Source organism: Vicinamibacteria bacterium (assembly GCA_035570235.1).
Classification (GTDB): domain Bacteria; phylum Acidobacteriota; class Vicinamibacteria; order Fen-336; family Fen-336; genus DATMML01.
This window is the reverse complement of the sequence record DATMML010000124.1, coordinates 17,005-32,734: the sequence shown is the minus strand read 5'-3', so window position 1 is coordinate 32,734 and position 15,730 is coordinate 17,005. Positions and strand designations below refer to the sequence as shown.

Annotated in this window: 15 protein-coding genes; 3 read left to right on the top strand and 12 right to left on the bottom strand. The window is 67.4% G+C overall.

The window, feature by feature from the left end; translation table 11 throughout:
* From VN461_22375 to VN461_22335, 9 genes are all read right to left on the bottom strand, one after another.
* A partial coding sequence (locus tag VN461_22375) for a TolC family protein (GenBank protein HXB57525.1) occupies nt 1-933 on the bottom strand: 933 nt, incomplete at its 3' end.
* Nucleotides 930-1,553, bottom strand: coding sequence for a TetR/AcrR family transcriptional regulator (locus VN461_22370; protein ID HXB57524.1), 624 nt, complete (start codon nt 1,551-1,553; stop codon nt 930-932). The genes VN461_22370 and VN461_22375, both read right to left, overlap by 4 nt.
* Nucleotides 1,554-1,627: 74 nt before the next feature.
* Nucleotides 1,628-1,900, bottom strand: coding sequence for a DUF3303 family protein (locus VN461_22365; protein ID HXB57523.1), 273 nt, complete (start codon nt 1,898-1,900; stop codon nt 1,628-1,630).
* Nucleotides 1,901-2,098: 198 nt separating this feature from the next.
* Entirely contained in the window at nt 2,099-2,626 is a 528-nt protein-coding gene (locus tag VN461_22360) for a DinB family protein (GenBank protein HXB57522.1), read from the bottom strand.
* A 217-nt stretch (nt 2,627-2,843) separates the two neighbouring features.
* Nucleotides 2,844-3,365, bottom strand: coding sequence for an SET domain-containing protein-lysine N-methyltransferase (locus tag VN461_22355; protein ID HXB57521.1), 522 nt, complete (start codon nt 3,363-3,365; stop codon nt 2,844-2,846).
* 796 nt (nt 3,366-4,161) lie between these two features.
* Nucleotides 4,162-4,668: a GNAT family N-acetyltransferase gene (locus VN461_22350; GenBank protein ID HXB57520.1), complete on the bottom strand. Its 507-nt coding sequence runs from the start codon at nt 4,666-4,668 to the stop codon at nt 4,162-4,164.
* Between the two features lie 127 nt (nt 4,669-4,795).
* Complete coding sequence (locus VN461_22345; GenBank protein HXB57519.1) at nt 4,796-5,548, bottom strand: MOSC N-terminal beta barrel domain-containing protein; 753 nt, start codon at nt 5,546-5,548, stop codon at nt 4,796-4,798.
* Nucleotides 5,549-6,298: 750 nt separating this feature from the next.
* Nucleotides 6,299-7,765 (bottom strand): adenosylhomocysteinase, encoded by a 1,467-nt coding sequence (gene ahcY / locus VN461_22340; protein ID HXB57518.1) that lies wholly within the window; start codon nt 7,763-7,765, stop codon nt 6,299-6,301.
* A 20-nt stretch (nt 7,766-7,785) separates the two neighbouring features.
* Entirely contained in the window at nt 7,786-8,784 is a 999-nt protein-coding gene (locus VN461_22335; GenBank protein ID HXB57517.1) for a metalloregulator ArsR/SmtB family transcription factor, read from the bottom strand.
* Nucleotides 8,785-9,051: 267 nt separating this feature from the next.
* Here VN461_22335 and VN461_22330 point away from each other — a divergent pair, with 267 nt between their 5' ends.
* The 3 genes from VN461_22330 to VN461_22320 are packed head-to-tail and all read left to right on the top strand — an operon-like array spanning nt 9,052 to nt 12,762.
* Nucleotides 9,052-10,275 (top strand): efflux RND transporter periplasmic adaptor subunit, encoded by a 1,224-nt coding sequence (locus VN461_22330; protein ID HXB57516.1) that lies wholly within the window; start codon nt 9,052-9,054, stop codon nt 10,273-10,275.
* Between the two features lies 1 nt (nt 10,276).
* A complete protein-coding gene (locus VN461_22325) occupies nt 10,277-11,497 on the top strand; it encodes an ABC transporter permease (protein ID HXB57515.1) in 1,221 nt (406 codons plus the stop codon).
* Nucleotides 11,497-12,762 carry an ABC transporter permease gene (locus VN461_22320; protein ID HXB57514.1) on the top strand — a complete coding sequence of 422 codons (1,266 nt, stop codon included), beginning with the start codon at nt 11,497-11,499 and terminating at the stop codon, nt 12,760-12,762. Before VN461_22325 ends, VN461_22320 begins: the two co-directional genes overlap by 1 nt.
* On the opposite strand, the gene VN461_22315 is transcribed toward VN461_22320, so the two are convergent.
* Genes VN461_22315 through VN461_22305 form a run of 3 tightly spaced genes read right to left on the bottom strand, consistent with a single transcriptional unit; the run spans nt 12,753 to nt 15,650 of the window.
* Complete coding sequence (locus tag VN461_22315; protein ID HXB57513.1) at nt 12,753-13,862, bottom strand: agmatine deiminase family protein; 1,110 nt, start codon at nt 13,860-13,862, stop codon at nt 12,753-12,755. The two genes, VN461_22320 and VN461_22315, sit on opposite strands and share 10 nt — an antisense overlap.
* A 22-nt stretch (nt 13,863-13,884) precedes the next feature.
* The gene (locus tag VN461_22310) at nt 13,885-14,775 is read right to left on the bottom strand and encodes a carbon-nitrogen hydrolase (protein HXB57512.1); all 891 of its coding nucleotides are present in this window, start codon (nt 14,773-14,775) and stop codon (nt 13,885-13,887) included.
* 11 nt (nt 14,776-14,786) lie between these two features.
* Nucleotides 14,787-15,650 carry an SDR family NAD(P)-dependent oxidoreductase gene (locus VN461_22305; GenBank protein HXB57511.1) on the bottom strand — a complete coding sequence of 288 codons (864 nt, stop codon included), beginning with the start codon at nt 15,648-15,650 and terminating at the stop codon, nt 14,787-14,789.
* Nucleotides 15,651-15,730 lie beyond the last annotated feature (80 nt).

Sequence of the window (15,730 nt, the reverse complement as noted above, 5' to 3'; positions counted from 1 at the left end):
GCCGTAGTCCGCGTTCACGGCCAAGGATGGAAGCCCCTCGCCGAGGGCGGATCGGCGCTGGGCTTCCGCGGCCTCGACGCGGGCCTGGGCAGCCTTTAGATCGGGCCGCTCGCGCCAAGCGCGCGCCACCGCCTCCTCGGGGCTTAGCGGCGGCAAGGTGGCCAGCGGCATGGGATCGGTGAGCCGGAAGCGCTGACCGAGGGGAAGGCCGAGCGCGCGCGCGAGGGCCAGCTTATCCTTGGCGGCTTCCTCTTCCGCCACCAGCAGCCGCTGGCGCTGGGCCTGCATTTGCACTTCCGCCCGCAGGGCGTCGAGCCCCGTGGCCAGGCCCGCCGTCTTGCGGTCGCGAGCCAGCGCAAGCAGGGCCTCGGCCGTATCGAGCTGGGCCCGAGTGGCGTCGATGCGGCTCTCCCCCGCCACCGTCTCCAGGTACAGCCCCGCGCAGGCCAGCACAACCAGCTCGCGTGTGTTGCGCTCCTCGTGTTCAGCGGCGCGCAGCTCCTGGGAGGCGGCCCGGGCGTGATGGAGGGCCTTGAGATCGAGGACGGCCTGCGAGACGGAGGCGCGGGCGTCGAAGACATTGAAAGGGCCCACAATTTCGGGGAGGCCGGGGAAGCCGGTAAACCCGAAGGAGGCGAGGTTGATCTTCTGGCGGGTCTCCAGAAGTCCCGCCCGCACCTGCGGGAGCAGATCGGCCCGAGCTTCTCCCCGCGCGCCCTGAGCCGCGCGCACGTCCTCCCGCCCCAGGATGAGCCCTAGGTTGTAGTGGAGTCCACGTTCCACCGCGTCGGAGATAGAGAGCGAGAGCTCATCAGAAGTGGCCTCGCCCGTGGGCACCCCACCCTGGAAGACGGAGGGCGGAACCCCCTGCTGCGCGATGGCGGCCGGCGGCACCAAGACGACCGCGCTGAGAACAGCGAGCCGGTATTTCATCGCGGGGCCAACCCCCGCCAGGCCAGGTCTACCACGAAATCGATGTCCTCCTTTGGGCGCGACCGAGACCAGCCCAGCATCCGCCGCATGATCACGCCCCGGGTCAGGTCGAAGATAGCGAAGGCCGCCGCTTCTTCGGAGACGCGGCCGATGGCCCGCTTCCGCACGGCTTCGCGGATCTCTGCCTTCAGGATGCCGACCTGCTGCAGGTAGAAATCCCGGAAGTCCCGAAGGGGTGCACAGGGGTGGGCCACCGCGTTGGCGAACTCGGCGTAGTAGATCTGCACGAAGTCACGGTGCTCCTCGAAGTACGACACCTTGGTGTCCACGAAGGCCCGGATCTTCTCCCGGAGGGACTCCGCAGCCGCGACGCGCCGTGCCAGCTCCTCGCCGAGGCCGAGCAGCCCGTGGCGCAAGGCCGCCCAGTATAGCGCGCGCTTGGAGGCGTAGTAGAGGTAAACCGTGCCTTTGGCCAGCCCCGCCTCCTGGGCAATCGCCTCCACGGACGCCTCTGTAAAGCCCCGGCGCGCGAACACACGGCGGGCCGCCTCCAGGATTTCCCCGTGGCGGAACTCTGTGACAACGTCCCTTTTGGTCTTGCTCTTGCGCAGGGCGCCCATCTGACCTCTACGGTCAGTGGACTGACCGTAGAGTCATTTTCCAGACCCAGCGGTCTCCTGTCAAGTCCGCGCCCTCAGAGCTCGGGCGCAATGGCCCGGGCCGCTTCCACCGACGTTCTCACGGGAATGATCTCAAACTCGATCAGGTCCTCCCACTGGGCTGTCCACGCCCGCAGGAGGGCCTCGCTGTCCGCCTCCATCACTTGGAAGCAGCGCCGGAATCCGAGATCAACCCAACTCGAGACGTACCCCACCCCGCCCGGCGCCATACGTCCCCGGTCACGGAAGCGACGGTACACCTCAGGAGCTTGGCCGGACCGGAAGTTCTCGATCACCATGAAGATCATCGCTCACGTACCTCAACCCACGGGGACATTGCTGCGCTCGGTAGATCAGTCGCGGGCTGTCTTTGGCCCGACCGCCGGCTCAGGCGCCCGCGGGTGGACTCCCAATCACTGCCTGCCCGCTAGTGCAACCGTCTTGCTTCGCGCGTCGACTCTCGACGGGAGCCGACGGCTGTTTCGGCCGCGGCTTTTCCCCTTCCTTCACGGGGACGGTCGGGGGGGCTTCTCCGCGAAGGGGTTCTCGTTGTAGGCCGCCGACCCGCCTGGGGGAATGGTCAGGTATCTCCAGTCGGCACCTCGGAGCGCCTTGGCCAGAAAGACTATTTGGCCAACATGGTAGCTCGTGTGCGCAAGCGACCGATGCAGAGCTTCATGGACCGAGAGCGGCACTCCGCGGATCTTCACCGGAGCGTGCAGCCTCTCGTCGTCGAGTTGGGCCAGGGATTGAAGAAGAATCGCCCAGCCCTTCTCCCACTTCGCCAGGAGTTCAGCCCGGGGAACGGTCCGGTGGAGGAACTCCTCGTCTCGGTCACGCCAGGGCTTCTCGCCGTCGGATTCGAGGAAATCCGTGAATCGCGACGCGAGGTTGCCTGAAATGTGCCATACGAGGGTCGCAATGGAGTTGCCGGCGACCGTGTTTGCCAAGGACAGCTGCTCATCGGTGAGCTGCTCCATCGCCGTTTCACCGAGCTTTTTATATCGCCGGTATTCACCTTCGATCGATCCCATGACTTGCCGCATATTCCTCCTAGAGCAGCCTCGGCTCGCGGCTTCTGGCGGGCACAGCGACCATGACCCTCGTGCCACAGGCAGGACAGAGCGGTCATTCCCAACGCTACCACTCACAGTTATCACCTACCTGACCGCGCTCTACCGAACGCCTGCGGCTTAAACTGCAACGGATGCCGAGGACCCCAAGCGCCTCGTCCGTCGCGCGGCTCTGGGCTCAGCTCGTCGTTTGGCCGCCCGCGTCGACAGCAACCCGATCCTCGATGTACCGAGAAAAGTAGCCCGCGTACCTCCGTTGCAGCTCGGGCAAGCGCCAGTCCTCCCCCGTGATCACCTTGCGGCACCCACGTGTGCCACACGAGCACACCATTCGCTCAGAGGGATCGCCGTCAATCATCGCGTAGTCGATCGTGAGCTCAGATCCTGGCGAGACATCGCGCATCGCGACGAATGTAATCTGGCCGCGCACTCCGACGTTCGGGGCACACGAGTGGTTGAGGTAAAGCATGTTCGCTTCGCGCTCCACCGCGGTGCGCGGCGCGATGAACAGATTGTCCTCGACCTGAATCTCGGCGGCCGCGATCTCCGACCCGACCACGGCCAAGGTCGAGCGGTCCATGATGGAGCCGCCCTTGACGGCTACGATCTCACCGGCCGCGATCGCATCCCGAGCGAAGAGCCCCCGCCCCTGGATATGGCTGACGCGCTTCTCGGTCTTCGGATTGAACCAGCTGGTCATCAGACGGATTCTGCGCCAAGGCAATGGACGCGTCTAGCACGATGGATGGGTTGTGGCGGCCAGAGTTAATCCCTGTTCGTCTGCCCCGGTGAGTTGGCGCGCGTCGAAGGGCGCCGCCCGCACGGCATCACCGCGGCCGCGCTCTAGGGTCTTGCTCTTAAAACGCCACCGCATGCCTCGACGTCTGTCGAACCACCGCACCCGTTCCGATAGTGGACGCCGTCAGCTCCACCCACGTTCAGGCGGCAGGTTTTTCTAGAAGCCCGATGAGCTTCCAGCCTCGCCAAAGATGCGGCGCTAAGAACGGTCGCGCGCTCACGGGCCGGGCGACAGCGCAATATGCAATTCCTGGGCTATCACGGTTGGACATCCGCATTCAGGAGTCGTCCCTTGCACTACCACCGTGAGCCGACTGCTCTGGAAGCCAGGAGCGCTCATGTCCAGAACGTACGTCCCGGCCGTGCCGGGTAGGTAGCACAGCCCATTGCAGCGAACGGTCGCGGTAGCTGCGCCCGATACTCGAAGGGTTGCGTCGTTCACGGGGTCGCCCGTGGTGTCGTTAGTAACCCTGACCGTGATCGCCAGTGGCAAGGGGCAGGGGAGGGCCAGGCAGTCTCCGCCCGCGTGAGCGCCACACGAGGCAAGCACGACATTCAAGGCATTGACTCCCACCATCCGAAGAACAAGTGCGGGCAGTCGCAGTCAAACCCCCTTGTCCGTAGCCCCCGAACAACCTGAGAAGATCGGGTTTCGACACAGCACGGACGTCAGCCTCAGCCCTTTGTACGGTTGCATGCTACGCCCAGGAGTCGAGTCGGTAAACGACGTGCTCAACGCCGCGCTCCGACACTGTACCCGCGGGCTTGGAGCCGAGCCGCTCCGCGACCTTGATCGACCGGGCGTTGCCAGGCGCAATCAGGCTGATCACGTGCGGCCAGTTCAGCTCTCGAAAGGCGTACTCTGCTGCTGCCCGCGCCGCCTCGCTCGCGAGACCGTGCCCCCAGAATTGCCGGCAGAGTGTCCAACCGAGCTCGCGGTCCGGCCAGCCTTCGGGATAGTGCAGACCCACCCGCCCGACGAACCGCTGGGTCCGCAGCTCCTCGACCGCCCACATGCCGTAGCCACGAAACTGCCAGTGGCCCGCGAGCATGGCCATCTGACGCCACGCATCCCCTCGAGAGAGTACTTCTCCGCTTGGATTGAGGTAGCGCATGACATCCGGATCGGCGCACATCGATGCATAGGCATCGATGTCTGTCGAACGGAAATGCCGCAAGAGGAGCCTTTGGGTGCGCAGTTCCACGGGCGGACTCCCGATCATCTAGGGCACCGAGTTCCCAGGCAGTCGCAAGGGCCGCGGCTTCGGGACCCCGCGTGCCTTGTCAGCTGCGCCCGGTTGTTGGCGATCACCGTATGAGACTCCGGTCGATTCACCTGTGCTCCCGATGCTCGGCTGCCGGCTCGAAGAGTACGGGCTGCCCGAGCGCGAGGCGGCCGCGTCGAGTGACGGTCCCGTAGACCCCAGCCATGTTGTCCCTCACCCGAACGATCGCCTTCAACACCTCGGCGGTGGGGCGCGCCGAGTCAGGGTCGAGGTTCGCCATCGAGCAGCGCTCGTCGCGCATAGTGATGGCTATGGCGGCGGCCTCGTTGCTTTCTCCGAACGAGAGGACGCCTCCCACCCACTCGTCCTCCTCGAAGGGGACTGATCGCAGCGATGCAATCAGGATGTTCGGTCGGAATCGCCGGACGTCTGGAGGCTGCGCCGCTAGCCTCCCGATTTCACCGACCGTGGCGAAGGTAATCACGGAGATACTCGCTTCGTCGAATATGCCACGATTCAGGTTCATCATCTGAACCGGTGAACCATGGCGGCGACCGACCTCCGCTGCCAATTCTTGGCCGAAAACAGCCAGCTCCTCTCCTTCGGGCGTACGAACGTGCGTGGGGAGGTCTCCACCGGCGGCGGGCGCCCGCCGCAGCGGAACAAAGAGAATCAGCTCCGGTAGCTTGCTGGCCGTCAGCCAGGGGAAACCGCCGCGATCGTCCGCCCGACGGAAGGCCAGGCGCCGGTCGCCGTCAAGACCGTGCCAGCCCAGGTCGGCGACCTCGAGAAGTTCGCCGCTCATGGACTTCACTGGGTACCGAAAGAGCGCCTCTACTTCACCAACCTTGATCGGCATGTTCGATGTCGTCCGCCAGCCCTGACGTCACCCGCGAGGGCCGCGCTGTCTGGATATCGTGCTCAATCACTGCCCCACCACAACCGTCAGCTCGCTGCTTTCCACTTTCGGACTGCACCAAGTCGAACTAGTCGCCTTCAGCGAGTAGCGGCCCGGAGCCGAGAAACGAACTCGGCGAGTGTGGTCACCGAGAATCCCAATGTTGAACTCTCCTTGACTTGCCGGGTAGGCCTTCCAGGCCACGTTATCCGCAACCTCGGTCTCCTCTTCCGGCGGGGAAGGAGCTACCCAGCAACCCCCGGGGCCGAGCTTCCTGCGCTCGACGGTCACCCACGGCCCCGTTGCACGCCGAGCGTGCAGCGTAAGCCACTCACCGACTCGGACATTCGCCGACACACCTTGGGACGTGCGTACCTCGATGACATGCTTAAACGGACTGCCAGGCACGAACACGCGCTCGGGCGGTCGCGCGCAGGCGACGAGGAGCATCGGGGTACAAACGGCCCACATGCGCATCATTGGGCCTCGGGGCGTCCCAACCTGTAAAGGAAGCCCGGCCTAGTACGTTCACTCCAACACCATCTCGGCCTGCGGTCTCAGCCTCGCAAGCTGGGGAAGGGCTGGTCGTCTCGCCTCCGTGCCGCGAAGCACGGAGCACCGAGCGGCTCAGGCACGTGGAGGAACGGGGGCGTCGCGCCCTACCTAGAAGACGCGGCCGGCGAGGGTGCGAGCCCCCCTTCCAGAGATTGCTCAGTACCGGTATTGGTCCGACTTATAGGGACCCTCGACTTTCACACCCAAGTACGCTGCCTGCCGAGGGCTGAGACTTGTGAGCTTGACTCCCAACTTCGCCAGATGCAGCCGCGCAACCTTTTCGTCCAGCGCCTTGGGCAGGACGTAGACCTGCTTCTGATACTGGCCGCCTTTGCTGGCGAGCTCCAGCTGGGCCAGCACCTGGTTCGTGAAGCTGGTCGACATCACGAAGCTGGGGTGGCCCGTGGCGCAGCCCAGATTGAGCAGCCGTCCCTCGGCCAGGATCAGCACCCCATGACCGTCGGGGAATACCCACTGGTCGTACTGGGGCTTGATGTTGACGCGGCGCACGCCCGGAAACTTCCCGAGGCCGTCCATGTCGATCTCGTTGTCGAAGTGGCCGATGTTGCCCACGATGGCTTTGTCCTTCATGCGCGCCATGTGCTCGGCGGTGATGATGTCGCGGTTGCCGGTGGCGGTAACGAAAATGTCGGCGGTTTCGACGACCTCGTCCAGGGTCAGGACCGCGTAACCCTCCATAGAGGCCTGGAGCGCACAGATGGGGTCGATCTCCGTCACCACCACGCGCGCACCCTGGCCCTTCAGGGCCTGGGCGCAGCCCTTGCCGACGTCGCCGTAGCCGCAGACCACGGCCACCTTTCCCGCCAGCATGACGTCGGTAGCTCGCATGAGGCCGTCCACGAGCGAGTGTCGGCAGCCGTAGAGGTTGTCGAACTTGCTCTTGGTCACGCTATCGTTCACGTTGATAGCGGGGAAAAGCAGGGTTCCTGCCATCTGCATCCCATAGAGCCGGTGGACGCCGGTCGTCGTCTCCTCGGAGACGCCATGACACTCCGCGGCCACTCTCTGCCACCGCTGCGGGCTCTCCTTCTGGATGCGGGCGAGCAGGCGGAGCACGACCTTGAATTCCTCGCTCTCCGCCGTCGCGGGATCGGGGACCCTTCCCACCCTCTCGAACTCGTGACCTTTGTGGATGAGCAACGTGGCATCACCGCCGTCGTCCACGACCTGGGTGGGGCCGCGGCCGCCGCCGAAGTCGAGGGCACGCTCGGTGAGATTCCAGTAGTCTTCCAGGGTCTCCCCCTTCCAGGCGAAGACGGGCACACCCTGCGGCTTCTCAACCGTCCCTTCGGACCCCACCACCACCGCCGCTGCTGCGTGGTCCTGGGTGGAGAAGATGTTGCAGGAGGCCCAACGAACCTCGGCCCCCAGCGCCCTTAGAGTCTCGATGAGCACCGCGGTCTGGATCGTCATGTGGAGGCTGCCCGTGATGCGCTGGCCCTTCAGCGGCTGGCTGGCCGCGTATTCCTGGCGCACGGCCATCAGTCCGGGCATCTCCTGTTCCGCGAGCAGGATCTCCTTCCGGCCCCACTCCGCGAGCTTGATGTCGGCCACTCTGTGTTCGAGAACCCCTTTGGTGGCGGGGGCGAGGGTGCTGGTCATAGGTCTCTCTCTTTCTTTCTTCATGAACGCGGGAATGCGGGCCGGGCCGCCGGCCGCGCGAGGGCCAGAGGCCGGTTGGCCGAGGCCAGGAACAGGGCGGGGCCCTTGGCCCCCGGCTCCGGGGGGAGGGCCCGGCAGGACGCGGACTCGAGGCCGGCCTCGGCCAGCCCACGGCAGAGCTCTCCTGGCTCGAAGCCCCGGCATTGCTGTCCCATTCGAAGCCGAAACTCCTCCTGATCGTGGCCGAGCAGGTCCACGATCACCGCTTTTCCGCCTGGGCGGAGGATGCGGGTGGCTTCCCGCAGCGCGCGGGGAGCGTCCGAGACGTAGCTGAGGGCCAAGAGCATGAGGGCGGCGTCACACTCCCCGTCGGGCAGGGGCAGGGCCTCCAACCGGCCCTGCTTGAGGACCACGTTGCCGAGCGCAGCCGTCCGCCGCTCCGCCGCGCGCAGCATGGCAGCGGATTGGTCCACCCCGAACACCTGCCCCACATAGGGAGCGAGGGCCGCGGTCAGAGCCCCCGTTCCGCACCCGAGGTCCGCCACCACCCAGCCCGCGGGGAGCAAGGCCAGGAACGCGGCCTCCCCGAAGGCGTCTCCGTAAAGCTCTCGACGCAGGCGGTCCCACTGCGCGGCCGCGCCGGCGAAGAACCGTTCCGCCCGCTCCCGACGATCCTCCAGGCGACGGGCCAGCCGGAGCTGGTCTTGGGCCAGGGTGGCCCAACCCTCCGTCTGGTCGCGCGCGAGCAGCCACAGCCGACGGGCCCCGGAGGGCAGCTCCCCCGTGTCCATCCGATAGAGGTTCGTTGTCCTTTGGGAGCGGCTGCGCACCCAACCCTGATCGGCCAGCATCTTAAGGTGACGGCTGACCGTGGACTGGGGGAGCTGGACCACGTCGCACAGCTCCGCCACCGCCAGCTCGTGCCGCTCCAGAAGGCGGAGCAGGCGCAGACGAGTGGGGTCGGCCAGGCTCTCCATCCGTGCCAGCAGGTCGTGGGGTGGACGATCGCGCTTCATCATTCAATCCGGATTAAAGGATATATGGCCTTGCCGTGCGGTGTCAAGCTCCGCCTATCCCTACGGGACAGCCCCCTCCGGGACCAGGACCCTCCCAGGGAACCGGGCCCCTCGGGGGCACGTATCTGCTCTCGAAGCACTTCGCCAGTCCAAACCAGCGAGGACCCACCCATGTCGTCCAATCTGCTGAACTCGACCTCCCTCGAGACTCCGTCTGACGCGAGGGACTGGCGGGAGTTTACAATCTCGAGTCGGCGAAAGCGGGTAGGGGTGAAGCGGAAACGCGCCTGGCTCCTGGCGGCGGTCGTCGTGATTGCGGGCGGGCTATGGGTCGCCTTCCACCGCGGCCCCGAGGCGACCCCGGTGCAGACCGCGCTCGTGGGCCGAGAGGACGTGCAGGCCAAGGTCACCGCTAACGGCAAGGTGCAGGCCCAGAAGAAGGTGGACATCTCCGCCACCGTTGCCGGACAGATCACGCACCTCGCGGTGAAAGAGGGGGACGGGGTCCGGAAGGGTCAGTTCCTCCTCCAGATCGACCCCGTGAACCCCCGGGCGGCCGCGCGCAGCTCCGAAGCCTCGATGCAGGCCCTGCTCAAGGACTTGGAGTCGGCCCGGGCCAACCGGGAACAGGCCGGCACCGACTGGCGTCGCGCCCAGGAGAACTATCGGGCCCGCATCATCTCCGAGGCAGACCTCGACCGGGCCCGGACCGCGTTCGCGACCAACGAAGCGGCGGCGCAGTCCGCCGAGCGTCGTGTGGAGCAGGCCCGGGCCACGCTGGAAGGGGCCCAGGACACCCTCGCCAAGACCACCGTCCTCGCCCCCATGGAGGGGATCGTGACCGCCAAGCGCGTGGAGGAGGGCGAGGTGGCGGTGGTAGGAGTGTTGAACCAGCCCGGCACCGTGCTCCTCACCATCTCCGACATGTCGGTGGTGGAGACGGAGATGGAGGTGGATGAGACCTCTATCCCCGCCGTCCAGCTGGGGCAGGAGGCGCGGGTGCGCATCGACGCCTACCCCAACCAGAACTTCGAGGGCCTGGTCACGGAAGTGGGCAACAGCCCCCTCGTGAAGACGAACGCCCAGACCGAGGCCATCAAGTTCAAGGTCAAGATCCAGATCAAGAACCCGCCCCCCGACATCAAGCCCGGCCTCTCCGTTCAGGCGGATATCCTCACCGGCTTCTCCGGCCGGGCCCTGGTCGTCCCCATCCAAGCCCTTGTGATCCGCGACATTGAACGCAAGCCCGGGGAAGCTCCCAAGCCGGGCGCCCCCCGCGAAGAGGAAGGCGTCTACCTCATGGAGAACGGCAAGGCCCGCTTCCAACCCATCAAGACGGGCCTGCTGGGTGAATTCAACATGGAGGTGCACGACGGGTTAAAGGGAGGCGAGACCCTGATCACGGGGCCCTTCAAGGCGCTGCGCGCCCTCAAGCCGGGTGACCCCGTCCAGCTGGAGAAGCCAAGAAAGGGCGAGGACCGGCGCCCGATCTGACATGGATCTCCGCGAGCTCACCCGCGAAGCGCTCCGAGCCATCCGCGCCCACGCCTTGAGGAGCGTCCTCACCCTCCTGGGCATCATCATCGGGGTGACCACGCTGGTCGGCGTGGTCTCCGTCATCAACGGCCTGAACGCCTTCGTGCGGGAGAAGGTCTTTACTCTCTCCCCGGACGTGTTCGTAGTCACCAAGTTCGGGATCATCCGCAGTCGCGAGGAGTTCCTGGACGCGCTCAAGCGGAAGAACGTCGAGTGGGGCGACTACGAGCGGCTGGCGAGCCGGCTCCAAAAGGCGGAGCAGGTGGCGGCGGAGGCGGTGGGCAATTCGGCGGTGAAGTTTCGCGACCACCGCCTGCCCGACATCCAAGTCCACGGCACAACCGCCAACTATGGGCGCATGATGAGCCTCGATCTCGACTCCGGCCGATATTTCGCCGAGAGCGAGGACGAGACGGCCCAGGCGGTGGCGGTGGTGGGGTGGGACGTAAAGGACGAGCTCTTCCCCCAGCTCGACCCCGTGGGGCGCACCCTCCTCTTGGGGGGGGCCCCCTACCGGGTGATCGGCCTTCTCGCCAAACAAGGACGTACCCTCGGCCAGAGCCGGGACAGCCAGGTCTTCGTCCCCGTCCAGACCTACCGGCGGGCTTTCGGAGCTCGGAGTTCCCTCAACATCCTGGTGCAGGCCAAGGGAGGGGTCACGGGGGTGGAGGATGCGGTCGACGAGGTCCGGGGAGTGATGCGCTCGCTGCGCCACACCGCTTTCCGCGCCCCCGATCCCATCGGCGTGGTCACCGCGGAGAGCCTGCAGACCCTGTGGACCCAGATCTCGGCCGCGGCTTTCATCCTCTCCCTCCTCATCGCCTCCGTCTCCCTGGGCGTAGGGGGGATCGTGATCATGAACATCATGCTGGTCGCGGTGGTGGAGCGCACCCGGGAGATCGGCGTGCGCATGGCTCTCGGCGCCCGCAAACGGGACATCCGCCGCCAATTCCTGCTAGAGGCGGCGCTGCTCTCCCTGGGTGGGGGCTTGGCGGGCGTGGTTCTGGGCAGCCTGACAGCTTTCGGGGTCAAGGGCATCCTTGACTTCCCGGCCGAAGTCACACCCCCCATCCTGGTGGCGGGCATCCTGCTCTCGGTGGGCGTGGGCCTTCTCGCCGGCTACTGGCCGGCCCGGAGCGCCTCCAACCTGCCCGTGGTGGACGCTCTGAGGACGGAGTGATGCGAACCCGCTTGTTCCGCGTCCCCTGGACGGAGAACGTGGGCTTCGCGCTGGGGGCCATGCGGTCCCAGAAGCTCCGCAGCTTCCTGACCCTCCTGGGGGTCATGGCGGGGGTGGCCACCGTCATCATGATGGTGAGCTTCGTGGTGGGCTTCAACAATCAAGTGACGGCCGCATTCACCGCCTTCGGGACGCACCTCGTTCAGTTCCAGAAGTACGAGCCGCGCTTCGGGGGGCCGGGCGGGCCCCCGGAGGAGCAGCGGAACCGCCGCGATCTCACCGTGGAGGACGCCCGGGCCTTGAAGCGTCTCTCCACCCTGGTGGCCGCGGTCTCCCAGGAGCGATACATCTTCAGCAACGTGACCGTCAAGGCGGGCAAGGAGGAGGCCAACTCCCCGCTTCTGCTCGGCACCAACCCCGACTACTCCCCCGCCAACAGCCATTTCATCCAGGACGGCCGCTTCTTGACCGACGCCGACCTCGCCCACGGAGCGCGGGTTTGCGTGATCGGCGTCGACGTGGCGGACGCCCTCTACCCCCACCGGGATCCCATCGGCCAGGTGCTGACCGTGAACGGGCGCGCCTACCAGGTGATCGGGCTCTTCGAGAAAAAGGGATCCTTCTTCGGGGGCAGCAACGACAACTTCGTCACCATCCCCATCACCGCCTTCGACGACCAGTTCCCGGAGATCAAGAACGGGGGCGGCGACACCATCCACATTGCCACCGTGCCCGCACGGGCGGAGGACTACCAGGCCTTGATCGAGGAGGAGACCGCGATCCTGCGCACCCGCCGCGGGCTGCGTCCGAACCAGGCCAACGACTTCGCCATCTTTACGAGCGAGGGCCAGCTCCGCGACTTCCAACAGATCACGGGAGGGGTGGCGGCGGCCATGATCGTGATCGCGGCCATCGCGCTCGTGGTGGGCGGGGTGGGGGTCATGAACATCATGCTCGTGAACGTGACCCAGCGCACCCGAGAGATCGGCTTGCGCAAGGCGCTGGGCGCCACCCGGCGGGACATCGCCACCCAGTTCCTGACGGAGGCCGTCACCTTGACCGGGGTGGGGGGCGCTCTCGGCATCGGCCTGGGCCTGAGCGCGGCCTTGGCCGCCCGTCTCGCCTTCGACTTCCAGGCCGCGGCTCCGGCCTGGTCGGTCCTCCTCGGCTTCGGGGTCTCCACCGCGGTGGGGCTGCTCTTCGGCATGTGGCCGGCCATCAAGGCCGCCCGCCAGGACCCGATCGAGGCGCTGCGCTACGAGTAGCGGCCTTCCCGCGCGGGCTGCTGCTGGGTGAGGCAGTGGAGCGTGCCCAGGCCCCAGACCAGGTCCACGGCGTGGATGCCCACCACCGGTCGGTCGGGGAAGAGTTCCCCCACCGTGCCCAGGACTCGGCGGTCGGCGGGGTCGTTGAAGGTGGGGACGAGCACGGCCGCGTTCCCGATGTAGAAGTTGGCGTAGCTGGCAGGCAGGCGCTGGCCGGCGAAGACGAGGGGGGCGGGCATGGGCAGGCCCACCACCTCCGGGCGCGAGCCGTCCTCCAACCGCATCCCCTGCAGGCGCTCGCGGTTCTCCTCGAGGGGACGGTAGTTCGCATCGCGGGGGTTGGTCTCGCGGCAGAGCACGAGGGTACGGGGCCCGACGAAGCGGCAGACGTCGTCGACGTGCCCGTGGGTGTCGTCGCCGGCGATGCCCCGCCCGAGCCAGAGCACGTTGGTGGCCCCCAGGGAATCGCGGAGGATCTGCTCGAGGTCGGAGCGGGAGAGACCGGGGTTCCGCACCTGCACGGCGGGGTCGAGCAGACACTCCTCGGTGGTGATGAGGGTGCCCCGCCCGTTCACGTCGATGGCCCCCCCCTCGAGCACCACCGAACGTCCCTTCCACGTGACCGGCCGCAGGGCCAGGCCCAAGGCCGCGGCTGCGCGCTCCGGCACTTGGTCGTCCTTCTTCCAGTCCGGGTACTTGGCCCAGGCGCGGAAGCGGAAGCGGGCGATGGCCAGTTTTGGCGCGCGCCCCCCCCCGCGGATGAACAGCGGACCGAAATCGCGGGTCCACCCGCGGTCGGTGGGCCAGCGGAAGAACTCGACCCGGCTCCCCTGGGCCCCCACCCGGCCCAGCACGACGCGGGCGCGGGCTTCCTGCTCCCGGGAGGGCACGATGATCCGCACCGTCTCGCCCTCCGCGAGCTTGCGTACGATCTCGCCGTAGACCCAGGGGATGGGCGCAAACCGGCCCGGCCAGTCGGAGCGCCGGTGGGGCCAGCCCAGCCAGGTCGCCTCGTGGCGGACCCATTCCGCGGGCATGCGGAAGCGGCCGGCCCGGGAGGATCGCTGCGTCCCCCCGCGGAGCGCGCGGGGCGTGGTCATCGCGGCCGGGACCGGTGACCGCTCAATCCAGGAACCGCCGCTCGATCCCGGCGTAGGCGTCGATCCGCCGATCGCGCAGGAAGGGCCAGTTGCGTCGCACCTCCTCGATGCGTCCCAGGTCCACTTCGCCCCGCACGATCTGCTCTTTGTCCACCGTGGCTTCCGCCACCACGACCCCGAAGGGGTCGGCCAGGAAAGAGGATCCCCAGAACTCAAGGCCCGGCCCGGCCTCCGGCGACCCCTCATGGCCGACCCGGTTCACCGCCGCCACGTAAACCCCGTTGGCGATGGCGTGGGCGCGTTGGATGGTCTGCCAGGCCGAGCGTTGGGCGGCGCCGTGCTGCTCCTTCTCGTGCGGGTGCCAGCCGATGGCGGTGGGATAGAAGAGCACCGCCGCCCCCTGCAGCGCGGTCAGCCGCGCCCCCTCCGGATACCACTGGTCCCAGCAGATGAGGGCTCCGATGCGCCCGGCCCGGGTGTCGAAGGCTCGGAAGCCGAGGTCCCCGGGGGTGAAGTAGAACTTCTCGTAGAAGGCGGGGTCGTCGGGGATGTGCATCTTGCGGTAGAGGCCCACCAGCTGACCGTCGGCGTCGAGGATGGCGGCGCTGTTGTGGTACAGGCCGGGCGCCCGCCGTTCGAAGATGGGCGCGATCACCACCACCTGCTTGTCGCGGGCCACGCGGCCGAGAACCTCGGTGCTGGGCCCCGGCACGGGCTCCGCGAGATCGAAGAGACGGGCGTCTTCCTTCTGGCAGAAGTAGGGCGAGCGGTAGAGCTCGGGCAGGCAGACCACCGCCGCCCCGCCCGTGGCCGCCTCCTCGATCTTGGCCACCGCCTTCTCCAGATTGCGGGCGGGATCAGCGGACATGGCCATCTGGACCAGGCCGATCTGGAAGCGCGAGGGGCTCGTCATCCCGGGCGAGTCTACACCGGGCGGGGGCGGGTCATCGACTCGCAGAGATCCCAGAGCGCGTCCTCCCCCGCGAGGCTACGGAAGCGACAGGCCCGCTCCTGACGGTCGATCCAATATGCGTCGGATCGCCCCTCCACCTCCGGGCTGGCCGCGAGCCACACCGCGGTGTCCGCTCCCTCCTCCGGCCGCCGGGCCTGGAGCTTGGCCCAGAACGAGGCCGCCCTCCCCAGCAGGCCGCCCGCCTTGGAGAAGAGCTCCGTGCTCACGAAGCCGGGGTGCATGGCGTTAGCGGCGACGCCCGTCCCCCGGAGTCGCCGGGCCAGGGCCCAGGTGAGCATGCGGTCGGCCTGCTTGCTCTGGGCATAGGCGGCGCGGCCGGCGTAGGGCCGGGTCTTGAACTGAACGTCGCGGAGATCGAGGTCGCTGGCCAGCTGGGAGGCCACGTTCACGATCCGCGCCGGGGCCGCCTTCTGGAGCGCGGGAAGGAGAAGCTCGGTGAGAAGGAAGTAGCCGAGCACATTGGTGGACCAAGTCATCTCGATCCCCTCCGCGCTCTCCTGCCGTCTCTGGAGCCAGACCCCCGCGTTGTTCACGAGCACGTTGAGCGCGGGGTGTCGCCCGCGGAGGGTCCGGGCGAACTCGCGGATGGAAGCCTGGCGGGACAGGTCCACCAGCATCACCTCCACCTCCGGGTTCGCGGTCTCCCCCGCGATCTGCTGCCGCGCGGCCTCCCCCCGCTCCGCGCTGCGGCAGGCCAGGATCACCCGTGCCCGCATCCGGGCGAGCTCCCTCGCTATGGCCTTCCCGATGCCGGCGCTGCCTCCGGTCACGAGGCAGGTCCGGCCGCCCAGGTCCGCCCTCACCGGCTCTGGCATCGGCGGCCTCCGGCCCGCGACCATACCCGCGGTGGGGTGGCGCAGCGGGTATGATAGAAATCGCAAGCTGCGTGGACCCG